Origin of the sequence: Escherichia fergusonii ATCC 35469 (assembly GCF_000026225.1) — a bacterium.
GTDB classification, from domain to species: domain Bacteria; phylum Pseudomonadota; class Gammaproteobacteria; order Enterobacterales; family Enterobacteriaceae; genus Escherichia; species Escherichia fergusonii.
The window spans coordinates 4,071,237-4,087,964 of sequence record NC_011740.1; the positions used below are offsets into that span (position 1 = coordinate 4,071,237).

The 16,728-nt window shown below is 48.3% G+C and carries 18 protein-coding genes and 1 other annotated feature; of the genes, 7 read left to right on the top strand and 11 right to left on the bottom strand.

The genetic code is table 11. The annotated features are described in order from the left end of the window. Nucleotides 1-3: 3 nt before the first annotated feature. Nucleotides 4-1,692 (bottom strand): acetolactate synthase large subunit, encoded by a 1,689-nt coding sequence (gene ilvB, locus EFER_RS19825; RefSeq protein WP_000168424.1) that lies wholly within the window; start codon nt 1,690-1,692, stop codon nt 4-6. A 105-nt stretch (nt 1,693-1,797) separates the two neighbouring features. Then, a complete protein-coding gene (ivbL, locus tag EFER_RS22545; RefSeq protein ID WP_001300753.1) occupies nt 1,798-1,896 on the bottom strand; it encodes an ilvB operon leader peptide IvbL in 99 nt (32 codons plus the stop codon). 564 nt (nt 1,897-2,460) lie between these two features. On the opposite strand from ivbL, the gene tisB reads away from it, so the two are divergent. Together tisB and emrD are read left to right on the top strand one after the other, a co-directional pair. Further along, nucleotides 2,461-2,550, top strand: a complete 90-nt coding sequence (gene tisB / locus EFER_RS19840; protein WP_000060508.1) for a type I toxin-antitoxin system toxin TisB — start codon at nt 2,461-2,463, stop codon at nt 2,548-2,550. 278 nt (nt 2,551-2,828) lie between these two features. Beyond that, nucleotides 2,829-4,013: a multidrug efflux MFS transporter EmrD gene (gene emrD / locus EFER_RS19845; RefSeq protein ID WP_000828733.1), complete on the top strand. Its 1,185-nt coding sequence runs from the start codon at nt 2,829-2,831 to the stop codon at nt 4,011-4,013. A 23-nt stretch (nt 4,014-4,036) separates the two neighbouring features. On the opposite strand, the gene dsdC is transcribed toward emrD, so the two are convergent. Beyond that, complete coding sequence (gene dsdC / locus EFER_RS19850) at nt 4,037-4,963, bottom strand: DNA-binding transcriptional regulator DsdC (protein WP_024256564.1); 927 nt, start codon at nt 4,961-4,963, stop codon at nt 4,037-4,039. 218 nt (nt 4,964-5,181) lie between these two features. Here dsdC and dsdX point away from each other — a divergent pair, with 218 nt between their 5' ends. After that, the gene (dsdX, locus tag EFER_RS19855) at nt 5,182-6,519 is read left to right on the top strand and encodes a D-serine transporter DsdX (protein WP_000556044.1); all 1,338 of its coding nucleotides are present in this window, start codon (nt 5,182-5,184) and stop codon (nt 6,517-6,519) included. Nucleotides 6,520-6,536: 17 nt separating this feature from the next. After that, nucleotides 6,537-7,865 (top strand): D-serine ammonia-lyase, encoded by a 1,329-nt coding sequence (dsdA, locus tag EFER_RS19860; RefSeq protein ID WP_000426409.1) that lies wholly within the window; start codon nt 6,537-6,539, stop codon nt 7,863-7,865. 7 nt (nt 7,866-7,872) lie between these two features. On the opposite strand, the gene EFER_RS19865 is transcribed toward dsdA, so the two are convergent. Genes EFER_RS19865 through EFER_RS19875 form a run of 3 tightly spaced genes read right to left on the bottom strand, consistent with a single transcriptional unit; the run spans nt 7,873 to nt 9,094 of the window. Next, a complete protein-coding gene (locus EFER_RS19865) occupies nt 7,873-8,382 on the bottom strand; it encodes a radical SAM protein (RefSeq protein ID WP_000431308.1) in 510 nt (169 codons plus the stop codon). A 12-nt stretch (nt 8,383-8,394) separates the two neighbouring features. After that, nucleotides 8,395-8,757 (bottom strand): DUF202 domain-containing protein, encoded by a 363-nt coding sequence (locus tag EFER_RS19870; protein ID WP_001113423.1) that lies wholly within the window; start codon nt 8,755-8,757, stop codon nt 8,395-8,397. After that, a complete protein-coding gene (locus tag EFER_RS19875; RefSeq protein ID WP_000703953.1) occupies nt 8,747-9,094 on the bottom strand; it encodes a YidH family protein in 348 nt (115 codons plus the stop codon). Before EFER_RS19875 ends, EFER_RS19870 begins: the two co-directional genes overlap by 11 nt. A 52-nt stretch (nt 9,095-9,146) precedes the next feature. On the opposite strand from EFER_RS19875, the gene EFER_RS24485 reads away from it, so the two are divergent. Beyond that, nucleotides 9,147-9,299, top strand: coding sequence for a hypothetical protein (locus EFER_RS24485; RefSeq protein WP_157877623.1), 153 nt, complete (start codon nt 9,147-9,149; stop codon nt 9,297-9,299). Between the two features lie 114 nt (nt 9,300-9,413). Here EFER_RS24485 and EFER_RS19880 read toward each other — a convergent pair whose 3' ends face one another. After that, nucleotides 9,414-10,736, bottom strand: coding sequence for a 6-phospho-alpha-glucosidase (locus EFER_RS19880; protein WP_000714745.1), 1,323 nt, complete (start codon nt 10,734-10,736; stop codon nt 9,414-9,416). Further along, nucleotides 10,736-12,340 carry an alpha-glucoside-specific PTS transporter subunit IIBC gene (locus EFER_RS19885; RefSeq protein ID WP_000951100.1) on the bottom strand — a complete coding sequence of 535 codons (1,605 nt, stop codon included), beginning with the start codon at nt 12,338-12,340 and terminating at the stop codon, nt 10,736-10,738. The genes EFER_RS19880 and EFER_RS19885 overlap by 1 nt, the downstream gene beginning before the upstream one ends. 300 nt (nt 12,341-12,640) lie before the next feature. Between EFER_RS19885 and EFER_RS19890 the strand changes: the two genes are divergently transcribed. Further along, a complete protein-coding gene (locus EFER_RS19890; protein ID WP_015953895.1) occupies nt 12,641-13,357 on the top strand; it encodes a GntR family transcriptional regulator in 717 nt (238 codons plus the stop codon). Here EFER_RS19890 and EFER_RS19895 read toward each other — a convergent pair. From EFER_RS19895 to ibpA, 3 genes are all read right to left on the bottom strand, one after another. Next, nucleotides 13,354-15,015, bottom strand: a complete 1,662-nt coding sequence (locus EFER_RS19895; RefSeq protein ID WP_000014149.1) for a putative transporter — start codon at nt 15,013-15,015, stop codon at nt 13,354-13,356. The two genes, EFER_RS19890 and EFER_RS19895, sit on opposite strands and share 4 nt — an antisense overlap. 121 nt (nt 15,016-15,136) lie before the next feature. Beyond that, the gene (gene ibpB / locus EFER_RS19900; protein ID WP_001134429.1) at nt 15,137-15,565 is read right to left on the bottom strand and encodes a small heat shock chaperone IbpB; all 429 of its coding nucleotides are present in this window, start codon (nt 15,563-15,565) and stop codon (nt 15,137-15,139) included. Nucleotides 15,566-15,676: 111 nt separating this feature from the next. Beyond that, nucleotides 15,677-16,090, bottom strand: coding sequence for a small heat shock chaperone IbpA (gene ibpA, locus EFER_RS19905; RefSeq protein WP_001243437.1), 414 nt, complete (start codon nt 16,088-16,090; stop codon nt 15,677-15,679). After that, nucleotides 16,084-16,156, bottom strand: a sequence feature (ROSE (Repression Of Heat Shock gene Expression) occurs in the 5'-region of heat shock genes and acts as an RNA thermometer to modulate expression.). (Overlaps the previous gene by 7 nt.) Nucleotides 16,157-16,395: 239 nt before the next feature. Here ibpA and EFER_RS19910 point away from each other — a divergent pair. Further along, a complete protein-coding gene (locus tag EFER_RS19910) occupies nt 16,396-16,728 on the top strand; it encodes a YceK/YidQ family lipoprotein (RefSeq protein WP_000620888.1) in 333 nt (110 codons plus the stop codon).

The window sequence follows — 16,728 nt, forward strand, 5'->3', positions numbered from 1 at the left end:
GGCTTATTCCCCCACCATTTCAGTATTCGCCGCACCTGGCGGCACCATCGGGTACACTTTTTCTTCGGCATCAATACGCACATGGATCAGCGCCGGGCCAGGGCGATTGATGATTTCCTGCAATGCCGTCTGCGGATCGGCTTCGTTATTCAAATCACAGGTTTCGAGGCCGAATCCGGCGGCAATCTGCATAAAGTTGATTTTGCCCGGATAGGTGGCGGCAAAAACGCCCTGCTTGTAGAACAGACTCTGTTGCTGATGTACCAGCCCCAGCGCTTCGTTGTTCATCAGAATGATTTTCACATCCAGCTGGTTTTCACTGGCGGTCGCCATCTCCTGAATATTCATCATCAGGCTGCCGTCGCCGGAGAAACACAACACTTTGCGATCCGGGTTCGCCAGCGCCGCACCAATGGCCGCAGGCAGGCCAAAGCCCATCGTGCCCAGCCCGCCGGAGGTCAGCCACTGGCGTGGGCGATTGAGCGGATAAGCCTGCGCGGTCCACATCTGATGCTGACCCACGTCGGTGGTGATAATCGCGTTGTCATCGACACAGGCGGCAACGGCGTTGATCAGGCCGTAATGGCTTAACGGATCGCACGCTTTCGGGATTGGACACGGGAATTCGCGCTGCAAATCCGCTACCAATTGGTGCCACTCTGCACGCGGTTGCGCTTCCACCAGCGGGATCAACTGCGCCAGCACGTCATCAACATCCGCCTGAATCGCTACGTGCGGCTGCTTGATTTTGCCCAGCTCTGCACGGTCGATATCGACATGAATAATTTTGGCATTCGGGCAGAACTGCTCAGTTTTGCCAATCGCCCGGTCATCAAAACGTGCGCCGAGAACAATCAGCAGATCCGCCTCCTGCAAGATATAGTTAGTGCTACGTACACCGTGCATCCCCAGCATACCCAGCGACAACGGATGCGCTTTTGGCAATATGCCCAGCGCCATTAAAGTCATGGTGGTAGGCAGCTGCGCTTTCTCCGCCAGTTCACGCACCCGCGTGGGGGCGTTAATCACACCACCGCCCAGATAGAGCACCGGGCGTTTGGCGGCGTTAATCATTGCAGCTGCGTCACAAATACTCTCTTCACTAAACGCAGGCGCGGCAGCTTTTTCTGTCATACCGGGCTGTTCTTCAATCTCAAAAACTGCCGTTTGCACATCCTTAGGAATGTCTATCCACACCGGGCCGGGGCGGCCTGATTGCGCAATACGGAAGGCATCGCTCATGACCTGCGGGAGTTCTTCGATATGTCTGACCAGATAGTTGTGTTTGGTGATGGGGATAGAGATGCCGTAGGTGTCCACTTCCTGGAAGGCGTCAGTGCCGATCATTGAGGCAGGGACCTGGCCGGTGATGCAAATCAGCGGGATGGAGTCCAGTCGCGCATCGGCAATGGCGGTCACCAGGTTAGTCGCACCCGGTCCGCTACAGGCCATACAGACTGCCGGTTTGCCGTCGGTACGCGCCATTCCCTGAGCGATAAACCCCGCGCCCTGTTCATGGCGAGCCAGAATATGGCGGATTTGCGTGCTTTGGCTTAAGGCGTCGTAAACAGGCAGGATAGAACCGCCCGGAATGCCCGTCACAATCTTAATGCCCTGCTGTTCCAGGAAATGAACGATAAATTCTGCGCCGGTAAAGCGCTTACGCGTCGATGATGTGCCCGAACTTGCCATGCTCCAGTCCTTTTCTTCTGGGCCGACTTTCCGGGAGGTGCTTAAACGAAAAACCCCGCCCGGTTTGCGCCGGCGGGGTTTTGGAATCGTGTGTTGTTCCAGTCCCTACGGCGCATTGCCGACGACCACCACCACACGCACGACGACCACTGCGGCTGATGGCGCAGTTGGTAGTAGTTTTGCGTTGAGCATGGAAGTAGTCATTGGGGACCTTGTTGGTTTTGTGTTTAACAATATTTATACAAGCACAGGTTTACAGGGGAGACAATGGAAAATTTTTCATCAAGGGGAAATTGAGGGGTTGATCACGTTTTGTACCGAATTGCAGGTAACAAAAAACCCCGCCGGAGCGAGGTTTCGTCAGCCGCCCGCGGCTGGTAACCGCAAAGCACACTGTATTATGTCAACACTGAAAGTATACGTGTTCCGCGCAGAACGCGCAATTTCGGCACGAATTTTGACGTATTTAGTGCATAGTTGAGTATCGATCACAGTTTGCGTTTTGTCCAAATATTACTGTTTATTTATACAGTAAACTTCTATAATATCACTGTACGCAATGTGTTATGCGGGGGCCGCATCGTTACCCGGCGCACTAAGTCCTGGCTGAAACGGGTGGTGCCGTCAGCGCCTTAACCCCGCGTGAGCACACTGTGTTATGTCAACAAGCACAACGTTTCTCCTTGAGATACCGCGTGCACAACAGCTGACAACAGGCAGCGGATAGGTACGTCAGCTGGCAGTGCTCCTGAACCACAGGAGACGCGTATGAGCCTGGTGGATATCGCCATTCTTATCCTCAAACTCATTGTTGCAGTACTGCAACTGCTTGATGCTGTTCTGAAATACCTGAAGTAATTCAGATTCAAGTCGCACCAAAGGGGAGCGGGAAAACGCTCCCCTTTCATATTCGGCTTATCGATTGATGTCCGATGCGATGTTAATACATCTTATCCGACCCACAGCCCTTTCCGGCAACATATATTGCCGCTTTTGTTTACATATTCTGCCGTTTTGTATTTCGCCATTCCTGACACATATCTGGCTAACATTCATCAATGTGATAGATTCCTCTCCCGCATTTATGGGAATGCGTAGCGACTTATTCTGAATATTTTTCTAAAAGCATCATCGAAATGAAAAGGCAAAGAAACGTCAATTTGCTATTGATGTTGATATTACTCGTAGCTGTCGGCCAGATGGCACAAACCATTTATATTCCAGCTATTGCCGATATGGCACGCGAACTGAATGTCCGTGAGGGTGCAGTTCAAAGTGTGATGGGTGCGTATCTGCTGACTTATGGTATCTCACAGCTGTTTTATGGCCCCATTTCTGACCGGGTCGGTCGCCGCCCGGTGATCCTCATCGGAATGTCCATTTTTATGCTGGCAACACTTCTAGCCGCCACGACTCATAGCCTGACGGTGCTGATTGCCGCCAGCGCGATGCAGGGCATGGGAACCGGCGTCGGGGGAGTGATGGCGCGCACGCTACCGCGTGATTTATATGAACGGACACAACTGCGCCATGCCAATAGCTTGTTAAATATGGGGATTCTCGTAAGTCCATTATTGGCTCCCCTGATTGGTGGTGTGCTCGATACCCTATGGAACTGGCGTGCCTGTTATCTGTTTTTGCTGGTTTTATGTGCCGGCGTCACCTTTAGTATGGCCCGCTGGATGCCAGAAACACGGCCCGCTGACGCACCGCGAACCAGTTTGATCACCAGCTATAAAACACTTTTTGGCAACGGGGGTTTTGACTGCTATCTGTTGATGTTGATTGGCGGTCTGGCGGGGATTGCTGCCTTTGAAGCTTGCTCCGGCGTGCTCATGGGGGCGGTATTAGGACTCAACAGCATGACGGTGAGTATTTTGTTTATCCTGCCAATCCCGGCTGCATTTTTCGGTGCATGGTTTGCCGGACGCCCAAATAAACGTTTCTCAACCTTAATGTGGCAATCTGCAATCTGTTGTTTGCTGGCAGGCCTTTTGATGTGGCTCCCTGCCTGGTTTGGCATCATGAACATCTGGACACTTCTGACGCCTGCCGCGCTATTCTTTTTTGGGGCCGGGATGTTATTCCCACTGGCAACCAGTGGCGCAATGGAACCTTTTCCGTTCCTGGCCGGTACTGCAGGTGCATTGGTTGGCGGATTACAGAACATTGGCTCTGGTGCACTCGCTTCGCTCTCCGCCATGTTGCCGCAAACCGATCAGGGAAGCCTTGGAATGTTAATGACACTGATGGGAGTGTTGATTGTATTGTGCTGGCTTCCGTTAGCAGCTCGCATGTCACATCAGGGGCAAGCGGTTTAATTCATTATAAGGTGGCCTTCGGGCTACCTTACCTGTTCTTTTAGCCAGGTAATAAATGCCTCAATTTTTGGCCACTGCCTGCCCGGTAATGTGGTGATGTAATAATGCTGATGGCATTTCACCGTCATATCGCCAAACGGTGCAACGAGCTCACCACTGGCAAGCCTTTTTTGTACCAGGCGCTTTCTTCCCATCGCTATCCCAATATGATTCATCGCAGCGATAACAGCTAAATCAGAACGATCAAAGCCAATTCCAGAAGATGTCGGCAAATTAACTGCATAATGTTGCGCCCAACTATGCCATTCATCCGTACCGGAGTCGTTGCTCCATGCCTGTCTGTCATGGAGCAACGTACAGTGGCGCAGGTTAATTACCGTGTTGGTTAAAGCATGTCTTTGAGCGTATTCCGGGCTACATACAGGCAGGATTTCTTCATCCATCAGAAAGTGATGAGTCAGTTGCGCTGACGGCGCGTCATCAAAGTAAATCGCCAAATCGATTCCGGCACGTTGCAAATTGACATTGTCATTACCAGTGAGCACGATGAGCGAAATAGACGGATAGCGGCGTGTAAAGTCACCTAATGCGGGCACCAACCAGCATTGAGCGATAGAGGGGCGGGAATACAGAGTTAACGTTCCCGATAATTCCTGATTTTTGATATCAAGAATTTCCTGGTTCAGGGTATCCAGCGACGATTTTAGCGCCCAATAAACGCGTTTCCCCTCGTGCGTTAATTCCACTTTGCGATGGGAACGGACAAACAACTGAATACCCAATTCTTCTTCCAGCTGATTGATACGGTGACTTACCGCACTAGGGCTCAGCGACAATTCCTCTGCCGCCAGGGCGAAGGACTGATGCCTGGCTGCCACTTCAAAAGTATGCAGTTTTGATAGTTGCCAGCCATTAAGCAGTCGATTTCTTATTTCACGAAGGGGTTCCATAATCACCTCATTTTTCTCTTAAGTGTAAAAAAATAGCGGCAAAATTTTCAGCTGTAAGGTGAGCTAAAGTGAACCATATCTCAATTTACCTTCATTTTTAGACGTAAATCACTCCATTGCTGCAATTTAGCTCATGTGAAAGGCAAATTTTATCGTTTGTCAGCCTGCGTTGTTTTTTTGTCCAATATCATCAGGTTAATCACAGGGGAAGGTGAGATATGCACTCTCAAATCTGGGTTGTGAGCACGCTGCTTATCAGCATCGTGTTAATTGTACTGACCATCGTGAAGTTCAAATTCCACCCGTTTCTGGCGCTGTTGCTGGCCAGCTTCTTCGTGGGAACGATGATGGGTATGGGGCCACTGGATATGGTAAACGCTATTGAAAGTGGAATTGGCGGAACACTGGGTTTCCTTGCTGCGGTTATCGGCCTTGGCACGATACTGGGAAAAATGATGGAAGTATCCGGTGCCGCAGAAAGAATTGGTCTGACACTTCAGCGCTGCCGCTGGCTTTCAGCTGATGTCATTATGGTGCTGGTTGGCCTGATTTGCGGCATCACGCTGTTTGTTGAAGTGGGCGTCGTGCTATTGATTCCTCTGGCTTTTTCAATTGCCAAAAAAACCAATACCTCATTGTTAAAGCTGGCCATTCCGCTGTGTACTGCATTGATGGCAGTGCACTGCGTGGTTCCTCCACATCCGGCTGCTTTATATGTTGCCAATAAGCTGGGCGCAGATATCGGTTCGGTGATCGTCTACGGTTTGCTGGTTGGGCTGATGGCATCACTGATCGGTGGCCCACTTTTCCTTAAATTTCTGGGGCAACGACTGCCCTTTAAACCTGTACCCACAGAGTTTGCCGATCTGCAAGTTCGCGATGAAAAAACACTACCGTCATTAGGCGCAACGTTATTGACCGTACTACTGCCCATTGCGCTGATGTTGGTGAAAACGATTGCCGAATTGAATATGGCGCGTGAGAGTGGTTTGTATAGCTTGCTTGAGTTTATTGGCAACCCTATCACTGCCATGTTTATCGCCGTGTTTGTCGCCTATTATGTGTTGGGTATACGTCAGCATATGAGCATGGGGACGATGCTCACACATACGGAAAATGGTTTCGGTTCTATTGCTAATATTTTGCTGATTATCGGGGCCGGAGGCGCATTCAACGCCATTTTAAAAAGCAGCAGTCTCGCTGATACGCTGGCAGTTATTCTCTCCAATATGCATATGCACCCGATACTTCTGGCCTGGTTGGTGGCACTTATTCTGCATGCTGCGGTGGGCTCCGCTACCGTGGCAATGATGGGGGCAACGGCAATTGTTGCACCCATGCTGCCGCTATATCCCGACATCAGCCCGGAAATTATTGCGATTGCTATCGGTTCAGGTGCGATTGGCTGCACGATCGTTACGGACTCGCTTTTCTGGCTGGTGAAGCAATATTGCGGCGCTACGCTCAATGAAACATTTAAATACTATACGACAGCGACATTTATCGCTTCAGTCGTCGCTCTGGCGGGCACATTCCTGCTGTCATTTATCATCTAAGCGCAAAGAGACGTACTATGGAAAACGCTAAAATGAACTCGCTCATCGCCCAGTATCCGTTGGTAAAGGATCTGGTTGCTCTTAAAGAAACCACCTGGTTCAATCCTGGCACGACCTCATTGGCTGAAGGTTTACCTTATGTTGGCCTGACCGAACAGGATGTTCAGGACGCCCATGCGCGCTTATCTCGTTTTGCCCCCTATCTGGCAAAAGCATTTCCTGAAACTGCTGCCTCTGGGGGGATTATTGAATCAGAACTGGCTGCCATTCCGGCTATGCAAAAACGGCTGGAAAAGGAATATCAGCAACCGATCAGCGGGCAACTGTTACTGAAAAAAGATAGCCATTTGCCTATTTCCGGCTCCATAAAAGCACGCGGCGGGATTTATGAAGTCCTGGCACATGCAGAAAAACTGGCTCTGGAAGCAGGATTGCTGACGCTTGAAGATGACTACAGCAAACTGCTTTCTCCGGAGTTTAAACAGTTCTTTAGCCAATACAGCATTGCTGTGGGCTCAACCGGAAATCTGGGGTTATCAATCGGTATTATGAGCGCCCGCATTGGCTTTAAGGTGACAGTGCATATGTCTGCTGATGCCCGGGCATGGAAAAAAGCGAAACTGCGCAGCCATGGCGTTACGGTCGTGGAATATGAGCAAGATTATGGTGTTGCTGTCGAGGAAGGACGTAAAGCAGCGCAGTCTGACCCGAACTGTTTCTTTATTGATGACGAGAATTCCCGCACGTTGTTCCTTGGGTATTCCGTCGCAGGCCAGCGTCTAAAAGCGCAATTTGCTCAGCAAGGTCGTATCGTCGATGCTGATAACCCTCTGTTTGTCTATCTGCCGTGTGGTGTTGGCGGTGGTCCTGGTGGCGTCGCATTCGGTCTTAAACTGGCGTTTGGCGATCATGTTCACTGCTTTTTTGCCGAACCAACGCACTCCCCTTGTATGCTGTTAGGCGTCCATACTGGATTACACGATCAGATTTCTGTTCAGGATATTGGTATCGACAACCTTACCGCCGCGGATGGCCTTGCAGTTGGTCGCGCATCAGGCTTTGTCGGGCGGGCAATGGAGCGTCTGCTGGATGGCTTCTATACCCTTAGCGATCAAACCATGTATGACATGCTTGGCTGGCTGGCGCAGGAAGAAGGGATTCGTCTTGAACCTTCAGCACTGGCGGGTATGGCCGGGCCTCAGCGCGTGTGCGCATCAGTAAGTTACCAACAGATACACGGTTTCAGCGCCGAACAACTGCGTAATGCCACTCATCTGGTGTGGGCGACGGGAGGTGGAATGGTGCCGGAAGAAGAGATGAATCAATATCTGGCTAAAGGCCGTTAATAACGTTTCAACGCAGCATCGCCATCAGTTCCAATGGGGAGCGGTGCTGCTTGATTAGGTCCCGCAGTACTCGCATATAAGGTGAGCTATGTTCAAAAAAGGCTTTATAACCTTCGCATAGTGCGCTTTTTTCACAAACGTTCGTTACAGGGCAATTATCTTCGCATAAACGGAATACATCACAAGCCTGACAGGAAGCATTAAGTCTGGAGGATTTTTGCTTTTCGGTATCACTTTTACGCTGACACCAGCGCTTAAGCGTTGTATCAAAAAGCTGAATAGAAATTCGGTGGATATCTTCCCGTACCCAGATATTAAACACGCTAATTAAAAAACTTCCCCAAAGCTGAGGCGTGACAGAATTTTCGGTCATATTGCCGTTTTCGTCATAAGCCACAAACGGGATCAATTGAATGTTTTGGGTTTCAAGTTGCTTAATCTGCTGGTAAAAGGCGGTTGGTTGGCAGGCATGTTCTCGCTCTACAACCAGTGGATGCCACTGTTTTTGGTTTTCCATTTTGACGTCCTGTCATGTGAGTTTTTCGATAAATACCACAAGTTGACGAATATGTATTACAGAAAACAGTATTGCGAGTGATAACACCGCGAGGGAGATCAAAAATTTGTCACGTACCGCGCGATTTTGAGAAAAATCGTAATGCGCTACATCCATCAAATTCCGTTTGCGGGTGTAACGCCAAAGAATGAGCGCCACAATAGCCAGCACGACCATTGAAATCCAGAATAACGTTCCGGCCTGATGCCAGTTATTCTTTAACGCCAGCACCATTAACGCACAGTAACCCAGCAAAGTACGAAACCATGCCAGTGATGTACGTTCAGGCTGCAAGCCAGGATCGGCAATACGACGAGCTTTACGACTATCCGGCATACAAAACCAATCCAATAACAACAACTGCGACTACCAGCAAAATCAGGCTAATTACCAGTAAGCCGCGGGTATAGGGTAAATCTTCTTTCAGTCGCATCGCCTTTTCGTTGTTCAACCAGCGTAGATAGCCATAAATCGCCAGTACACCAGAAAAGAGACACAGTAGCAGGGCCAGCACTTCCCGAATGAGTGGTGTTGCAAAATCAGGCGCCAGTTGATCAAGCCCTACACCTGCCGCCAGAAAGCCCAGTGCAGTGCGGATCCATGCGAGAAATGTACGTTCATTTGCCAGTGAGAAACGGTAATCCGGCGCTTCTCCGAGGCGGGAAATTTTCATTTTTTCTCCTGTGAAAAATGCCCCGCTGAAAATTTAAGCGAGAATTACAATAATGCCTCAGAATTTTTGTTTTTTCTTCTCCGCTTTCATGTCCTGTATCGCTAACCTGGGTCATAGTCGCATACCGCTGGGGAAGAGTGATTATCAATCAGGTTATGTCACTCTGGGGCATCATTGTGGCGGTGATACCGTTCACCGCGAGTAATTATCACTATTCGGATTTATCGATCAGATCATTCAGGGTGTGGGAGTAAGAGGGATATGCTTCGGCTGTTTTTACATATACTGACCGGCAGCCAAAGGATGCCGGTCATTCCGCTTAATGCAGTTCTGGCCAGTACTCTTTGTTCGCTTCAATTAAATCATCAAGAATCGCTTTGGCAACGGAAGCACTTGGAACCGTTTTTGACAATGTGATCGCTTGCCACAGACGCTGGTATGAGTGCTGCTCCCAGGCATCCACCACCAGTTTTTCTACTGCTACCTGCTGACTCATCAGCCCCTTCTGGAACTGCGGAATGTCACCCACAGTTAGCGGTTCTGGTCCGTTATGTCCTACCAGACAAGGAATTTCCACCATCGCTTCATCATCAAAGTTATGGATCGCGCCGTTGTTAGGCACAATCAATAACATCCGTTCCTGGGTGTTAAATGCGATGGCTGTTGCCAGATCGACGATATACGAAGCATGCTCATCGATTTCCAGCTCACCGGCAGAAGAGTTACCCGCCGCAGTAATAGCACGGCAAGAGTTAAACACTTGTTTTTCACGGTGATCCATTACCTCATTGGCCCGGGTATAGTCAGGATTGGCGTGTTTAACGACATAGTCAGGAAACAGATAGTATTTCAGGTAGGTGTTCGGCATGGTGTCAGGATCAAGAGCCTGCACATCTTTCGCTTTGGCAAAAGTATCGTTCCAGCTAGCTTCGGTATGATTATCTGCAGAAGGTGGAACATAACCATATTTCGCTACATATTCGCGTAATTTCGGCATCAAATCATTGCCCTGAAGATCTTCAATAGAAGTCCACCAACCAAAATGATTCAAACCGTAATAACGCACGCGCATCTGTTTGCGATCTTCCAGCCCAACAATTTTCGCCATCCGCCCCTCAATGCCAATGGGCATGTCGCAAATATTGAGGATTTTCGCCTGCGGACGCAGTCGACGTGTAGCTTCTGCAACAATAGCTGCCGGGTTCGAGTAGTTGAGCATCCATGCTTCTGGAGAGTATTTCTCCATATAATCGACTAATTCCAGCACTCCACCAATTGAACGCATACCATATGCAATCCCACCTGGCCCACAAGTTTCCTGCCCCAGTACACCGTGGCGCAACGGAATCTTTTCGTCTTTCTCGCGCATCGGATATTTGCCCACGCGAATATGCGCCATGACAAAATCAACATCACTAAACGCGGTTTGTGGATCAGTGGAATAACTAAATTCGATCTCTGGTGCTTGTTCCTTAAGAATAATTTTGCACGCCTCAGCAATTACCTGCTGACGCTCGGCATCATTATCATAGAATTTCAGTGCACGAAGCGGAAAGCGTTGCCGGTTTGCTAATAACATCAATACAATCCCCGGCGTAAATGTACTACCACCGCCCGCGATAACCACTGAGAACTTTTTCATTATACAGCCCCTACTGTTGTTGGTGATTCACTTTGCATCAATGATTCAAGCTGATCGCGTACCTGTGGGACATTCAGACCAATAATGACCTGAATCGCATTTCCACTGCGATAAACGCCATGTGCGCCTGATGCTTTAAATACATCGTCACTTAATGTTTGCGTCATATCGTGGAGTGCAATACGTAAACGCGTCGCGCAATTATTAATACTTTCGATATTCGCTACGCCGCCTAATGCTTTGAGAATTTCTGCGGCCTGTGAAAGTTTACTTTCTGAAGCTGCAACTGTTGTTTGTCCGCGTGCCGCCTTATAATCTGCCTTGCTATACAGTTTCACTTCGCTATTTTCACGTCCTGGCGTCAAAAGATTAAAATGTAAAATAAGGGCACGGAAAACCACAAAATAGAGCAGCGTAAATACCAACCCAATACCTATTTGGGTAAACATCATTCCGGCATGATTGCTGAACATCGGTATCCAGTTTTGCGGTAATACCTGATCAAGTAATCCTCCTCCCATATTTCCAACCACACCACAGAGATACATCACAGTAGCCATAGTGGCAGCCATCAATGCATGAACAGCAAAAAGCAATGGAGAAATAAATAAGAAAGTAAATTCCAGCGGTTCAGTAATCCCTACTAACATAGCTGTTAATGTTGCCGGAACTAATAGCCCGGCGACTTTGGCTTTATTTTCTGGTGATGCCGTTACATACATTGCCAGTGCAATACCAACAGAGCCAAATATTTTTGAGTTTCCGTGCAGGGCAAAGCCGCCTTCCGGGAACAGAGATTTGAGCGGTGCAGTACTTTGACTAAATTCCATCATATGCTGCGCCCAATAAACCTGGATTCCCCCCTCAACTGCTGCCGGGCCAAAAATAAAAGGACCATAAATAAAGTGATGCAAGCCGGTAGGAATAAGAATGCGTTCAAGAAAGGTATAGACCCAAACACCAAGAGCACCTGCAGAACGTAAAAATGCCTGCATGGATTCAATGCCCATCTGTACTTTTGGCCATCCCCACAGCGTTAACCAGGCACAGGGAATCATAACAAAGAAGGCAACCATCACTACGAAAGATGTGCCCTGAAAGATACCCAGACATACCGGTAAGGGCTTTTCATATAAATGGTTATGAATACTGGTAACGATGCCAGAAATTATAATGGCACCAATAATACTGGTATCGAGAGTTTTAATACCCGCAATCAAAGTCAAACCACTACCAGGGGTTGGATCAATAGAAAAATCCACTCCATATGTACTTCCCCATAACGTACCCATGGCATTAATAAAATAGTTCCATGTCAGGAAACTGATTAATACCGCAAGGCAGGCACGTCCAGGAGCTTGTTTTGCCAGACCAATTGGCAGGCCGATAGCAAACAAGAGTGCCATATTACGAAATACCGTCCAGCCACCATCTTCAATTATATGAATTATCTGAGCAAACAGAGAGTTAGGGTCAGTGAGTGCGGCACCTACAAACAAGGGATTTTGTAGCAAAATCGTGATGCCAACGACGATCCCTGCAAAAGGGAATAGTAATACTGGGGTGAACATCGCACCGCCAAAGCGTTGTATTTGACTGAGCATTTCCACTTCCTTAATTTGACGACTATTTTAAAATTCAGCACTATTTAAGCTGCTGATATCAAACTAAAGAGAGAATAAGAAGGAGAGGAAAGAACATATTGTTCAACAGACTCAAATCGTGATCACATTCATGGTTTAAATTCGGTCATTGTTGTCTGTTTTTTGGGTGTTTCGCAGATCTGTATAATAAGATTTTTCTACGTATTAAATAACATCATGAGCAACTCTTTGTTTTAACAAAAAACAATTTAAAAATATAATAACATCCAAGAATAATTTTCTTAAAAAAGAGATCTACTCATGATCTATAAAACAATAGCTGAACATCTCAGGCAGCGAGTTAACAGGTCTGATTATGCAATTAATACTCCCTTACCAGGGGAAAAAAAGTTAGCGCAAGAGTATAAGGTCTCGCGTATGACGATCCGCAAGGCGATTGATATTTTGGTGGATTTGGGCCTGGTGGTACGTCGGCATGGCAGCGGCACATTCATTGTGGCGAAAGATATTCACCATGAATGCGAGCAATTATCAGGATTAGTGGAAATCTTGAAACGTCAGGGAAAGAATGTAGTCAGTAACGTACTCACTTTTGAAGTGATGCCTGCCCCACCTTCAATTGCCAGCCAGTTACGCCTGCAAATAAATGAACGTATCTACTATTCTCGTCGTGTACGCTTCGTTGATAACAAATTACTGATGCTGGAAGACAGTTACATGCCAGTAAAACTGTTTCCAAAACTTTCGTTAGCCCATCTGGAAGGTTCAAAATTCGACTATATCGAAAAGGAATGTGGGATCCTGATTGGTGGTAATTATGAAAGCCTGGCCCCCGTGCTCGCTGATAAGCAGTTGGCATTGCTGATGAACGTTCCGCCACAAACGCCGTTATTGCGAATCACTTCATTGTGTTACAGCAATAGTGGCGAGTACCTGAACTATTCGGTGATGTATCGAAACGCCAGTGAATATCAGGTGGATTACCATATTCGGCGCATCCACCCGATGACGATTTAACTCATTCCCCAGAACAAAACAGCCAGCAGCTGTGGCGTGATAATTCGCAAGAACATCACCAACGGATAAACGGTAGCATAGGAGAGCGCCGCCGCACCGCTGGTTGCATGTAAGTTATTGGCAAATGCCAGTGCCGGTGGATCGGTCATCGACCCGGCCAGCATCCCACAAAGAGTCAAATAATTCATTTTGGCGAAAACGCGTGCCAGTACACCCGCCGTAATCAGAGGAATCGCGGTGATAAAAATACCGTACCCAACCCAGCTCAACCCATCGCCTTGAGTCAATGTTTCAATAAAATCGCCCCCGGATTTCAAGCCGACGACCGCAAGAAAGAGCACAATACCCAGTTCGCGGAGTGCCAGGTTAGCGCTCGGCGGCATAAACCAGTACAGTTTGCCGATGCTGCCGATACGCCCCAAAATCAGTGCCATGATCAAAGGGCCACCCGCCAGCCCCAGCTTTAACGCCACCGGAAAGCCCGGTACGAACAACGGGATTGATCCCAGTAAGACTCCAAGCCCGATACCAATAAAAACAGGCAGCATTTGTACTTGTTGCAGTTTTTGTTGAGCATTGCCAAGTACATCCGCCACTGCGTCGATGGCAGAAGGACGGCCCACCAGATTGAGAATATCGCCAAACTGTAAACTTGCCCCGCTGCTGGCAACCAGCTCGACACCCGCCCGGTTAAGTCGAGAGATCACTACGTCGTAGCGCTCTTTAAAATGCAAATCGCGAATACGCTTGCCCAGTACTTTCTCGTTTGTTACTACAACCCGTTCAACACGCAGATCGGTGCCACGCGTAGACAATGACGTATCGACTTCCTGGCCTATGACCAGTTGTGCATTGTGTAGATCTTCTGGTTGTCCAACCAGATGCAGTAAATCACCCTGCTGAATTATGGTGATCGGTGAGGGTACCATCAGTAATTCGTCACGTTTCAGGCGTGAGCAGATAATTTTGTCGCTATTAAGAATGGGAACATCCTGAATCGCCAGATTATTGAGATTCGGGTTTTCGACACGAATATTGATAGTACTAATAAGTGAATGACCGTTCGCCATCGACTGTTCATGCAGCTCTGCTTCTTTATCGACATTGATACGAAAAAACAGGCGAATAAGCCACATAGTCAGCAAAATACCGCAAATACCAAAAGGATACGCCATTGCATAGCTCATCCCCATTTGGTCTACCAGATCGAACGGCATTCCTAAATCACGCAGAATTTGCTGCCCTGCCCCCAGTGCTGGCGTGTTGGTGACTGCTCCCGAAAAAATCCCCAGCACCACCGGCAGTGGAATATCAAATAATTTGTGTAGTAATGCAGTAACCAGTCCGCCAAGAATAACTATCAGAATGGCAAATAAATTAAGTCGTAAGCCAGAAACGCGTAGCGAGGCGAAAAAACCAGGCCCCACCTGAATGCCGATTGTATAAACGAAGAGGATCAGGCCAAATTCCTGAATAAAATGCAGCATATCACTGCTTAATGTTATTCCGGCTTGCTCGACAAAGTGACCAACAATGATGCCGCCAAATAGCACGCCGCCAATACCTAAACCGACACCTCTTACTTTGATATTGCCGATCCACAATCCGACGACCGCCACCAACGCCAGAACACTGACCGTTAATGCTATGCCACTCATCTTCATTTCCCTGAGAATAATACACCTGTATTTAAGGATTTTCTCAGAGTACCAGGCATAAGTATGGGGGGTAAAGCACAAAAAAGCCCCGACACGGTGTCGGGGCAAAGAGAATAGCTAATTAGCTATTTAACGCGGGACGTTCGCTGATAGCGATACGTTGTGGTGCGATAACTTCAGGCTCGTTGCGAGTTAAATCGATATGCAGTAAGCCATTAACAAAGGTCGCACCGGATACTTCCATGTTGTCAGCAAGGGTAAAGCTGAGGCTAAAGGGCTGGTTCACAAGCCCCTGATGCAGCCATTTTGTCTCTTTCTCCGGTTGCTGCGGCGTACCTTTCACGGTAAGGCGTGTATCTTCCAGTTGAATATCCAGATCTTCCTGACGAAAACCTGCCAGCGCGAGGGTAATGCGATAGTGGTTATCGTCACTCTTTTCGATGTTATATGGCGGGAATTTCTGGCCTTCACCGGTATTCTGTAACGCATTCGCCAATTTATCGAAACCGATCCATTGACGCAGCAGCGGGGATAAATCGTAATTAGGCATAGTCATTTCTCCTTCTAAGAAGCGAGTAAGTACCTGCAAATCCGAAGATTCGCATATGCTCCCTGACGGCGAGCATGGAGATGTCAGGCCGCGCCAGGCGGCCTTAGGGAATTAGTTGATTTCGATACGGCGCGGTTTTTTCGCTTCCGGAATCACGCGTTCGAGATCGATATACAGCAGACCATTCACCAGGTTAGCGCCACGAACATGAATGTTCTCAGCTAACTGGAATTTACGTTCAAAGTTGCGTTCAGCGATGCCCTGGTACAGATAGGTGCGCTCTTTTTGTTCGTCGGCATGAGCACCTTTAACCACCAGCAGATTATCCTGGGCGGTAATTTCCAGTTCGCTCTCAGCAAAACCAGCCACTGCGATAGCAATGCGGTAATGGTTTTCGTCTACCAGTTCAACGTTATACGGAGGGTAGCCGCCATTACTCTGGCTCTGGTTGTTTTCTAAGTGGTTAAACAAACGGTCAAATCCAATAGCAGAACGGTAAAGCGGGGATAAATCAAAGTTACGCATAATCAATAGCTCCTGAAATCAGCGAGAATGTAAGACCTTCCACAATGGACAGGTCAGGTAGCCAGAACACCCATCAGGCGCGTCCTCATCGGCTACGATGTAAAAATGGGTCTGGAAATGCACTTTTCAAGCCTTATCAGCGGACTTTTTTTTGCAGTTTATGGTCTATTGCATAGACTGAGGGGGCAGCACGAAACGTTAAAGTGCGATAGCCGCCACAGTGCGACGTAATGATGATGTTATTTTCAGCAAGGGATCGCTATAACTCATCAGGCCAACACCCACGATCAACAGATGAATTTATTATGATAAGAAATGTGTTGTTAGCGTTCATGATATGCAGCGGAATGACATTACTCGGAGGATGCTCCAGCGTGATGTCCCATACCGGGGGAAAAGAAGGAACGTATCCCGGCACCCGCGCCAGCGCCACCATGATTGGCGACGATGAAACCAACTGGGGCACTAAGTCGCTGGCGATTCTCGATATGCCGTTTACCGCTGTGATGGACACGCTTTTACTGCCGTGGGATGTGTTCCGCAAAGACAGCTCGGTGCGCTCACGCGTTGAAAAAAGCGAAGCCAACGCGCAAGCCACCAATGCGGTTATTCCACCGGCCAGAATGCCTGATAACTGA

Coding starts and splice junctions, on each gene's coding strand:
- ibpB (WP_001134429.1), bottom strand. CDS start 15,565: ATGCCTAATTACGATTTATCCCCGCTGCTGCGTCAATGGATCGGTTTC.
- EFER_RS19875 (WP_000703953.1), bottom strand. CDS start 9,094: ATGAAAATTTCCCGCCTCGGAGAAGCGCCGGATTACCGTTTCTCACTG.
- EFER_RS19870 (WP_001113423.1), bottom strand. CDS start 8,757: ATGCCGGATAGTCGTAAAGCTCGTCGTATTGCCGATCCTGGCTTGCAG.
- EFER_RS19865 (WP_000431308.1), bottom strand. CDS start 8,382: ATGGAAAACCAAAAACAGTGGCATCCACTGGTTGTAGAGCGAGAACAT.
- ivbL (WP_001300753.1), bottom strand. CDS start 1,896: ATGACTACTTCCATGCTCAACGCAAAACTACTACCAACTGCGCCATCA.
- EFER_RS19885 (WP_000951100.1), bottom strand. CDS start 12,340: ATGCTCAGTCAAATACAACGCTTTGGCGGTGCGATGTTCACCCCAGTA.
- EFER_RS19890 (WP_015953895.1), top strand. CDS start 12,641: ATGATCTATAAAACAATAGCTGAACATCTCAGGCAGCGAGTTAACAGG.
- emrD (WP_000828733.1), top strand. CDS start 2,829: ATGAAAAGGCAAAGAAACGTCAATTTGCTATTGATGTTGATATTACTC.
- EFER_RS19895 (WP_000014149.1), bottom strand. CDS start 15,015: ATGAGTGGCATAGCATTAACGGTCAGTGTTCTGGCGTTGGTGGCGGTC.
- EFER_RS24485 (WP_157877623.1), top strand. CDS start 9,147: ATGCCTCAGAATTTTTGTTTTTTCTTCTCCGCTTTCATGTCCTGTATC.
- dsdA (WP_000426409.1), top strand. CDS start 6,537: ATGGAAAACGCTAAAATGAACTCGCTCATCGCCCAGTATCCGTTGGTA.
- tisB (WP_000060508.1), top strand. CDS start 2,461: ATGAGCCTGGTGGATATCGCCATTCTTATCCTCAAACTCATTGTTGCA.
- dsdX (WP_000556044.1), top strand. CDS start 5,182: ATGCACTCTCAAATCTGGGTTGTGAGCACGCTGCTTATCAGCATCGTG.
- ibpA (WP_001243437.1), bottom strand. CDS start 16,090: ATGCGTAACTTTGATTTATCCCCGCTTTACCGTTCTGCTATTGGATTT.
- EFER_RS19910 (WP_000620888.1), top strand. CDS start 16,396: ATGATAAGAAATGTGTTGTTAGCGTTCATGATATGCAGCGGAATGACA.
- dsdC (WP_024256564.1), bottom strand. CDS start 4,963: ATGGAACCCCTTCGTGAAATAAGAAATCGACTGCTTAATGGCTGGCAA.
- EFER_RS19880 (WP_000714745.1), bottom strand. CDS start 10,736: ATGAAAAAGTTCTCAGTGGTTATCGCGGGCGGTGGTAGTACATTTACG.
- ilvB (WP_000168424.1), bottom strand. CDS start 1,692: ATGGCAAGTTCGGGCACATCATCGACGCGTAAGCGCTTTACCGGCGCA.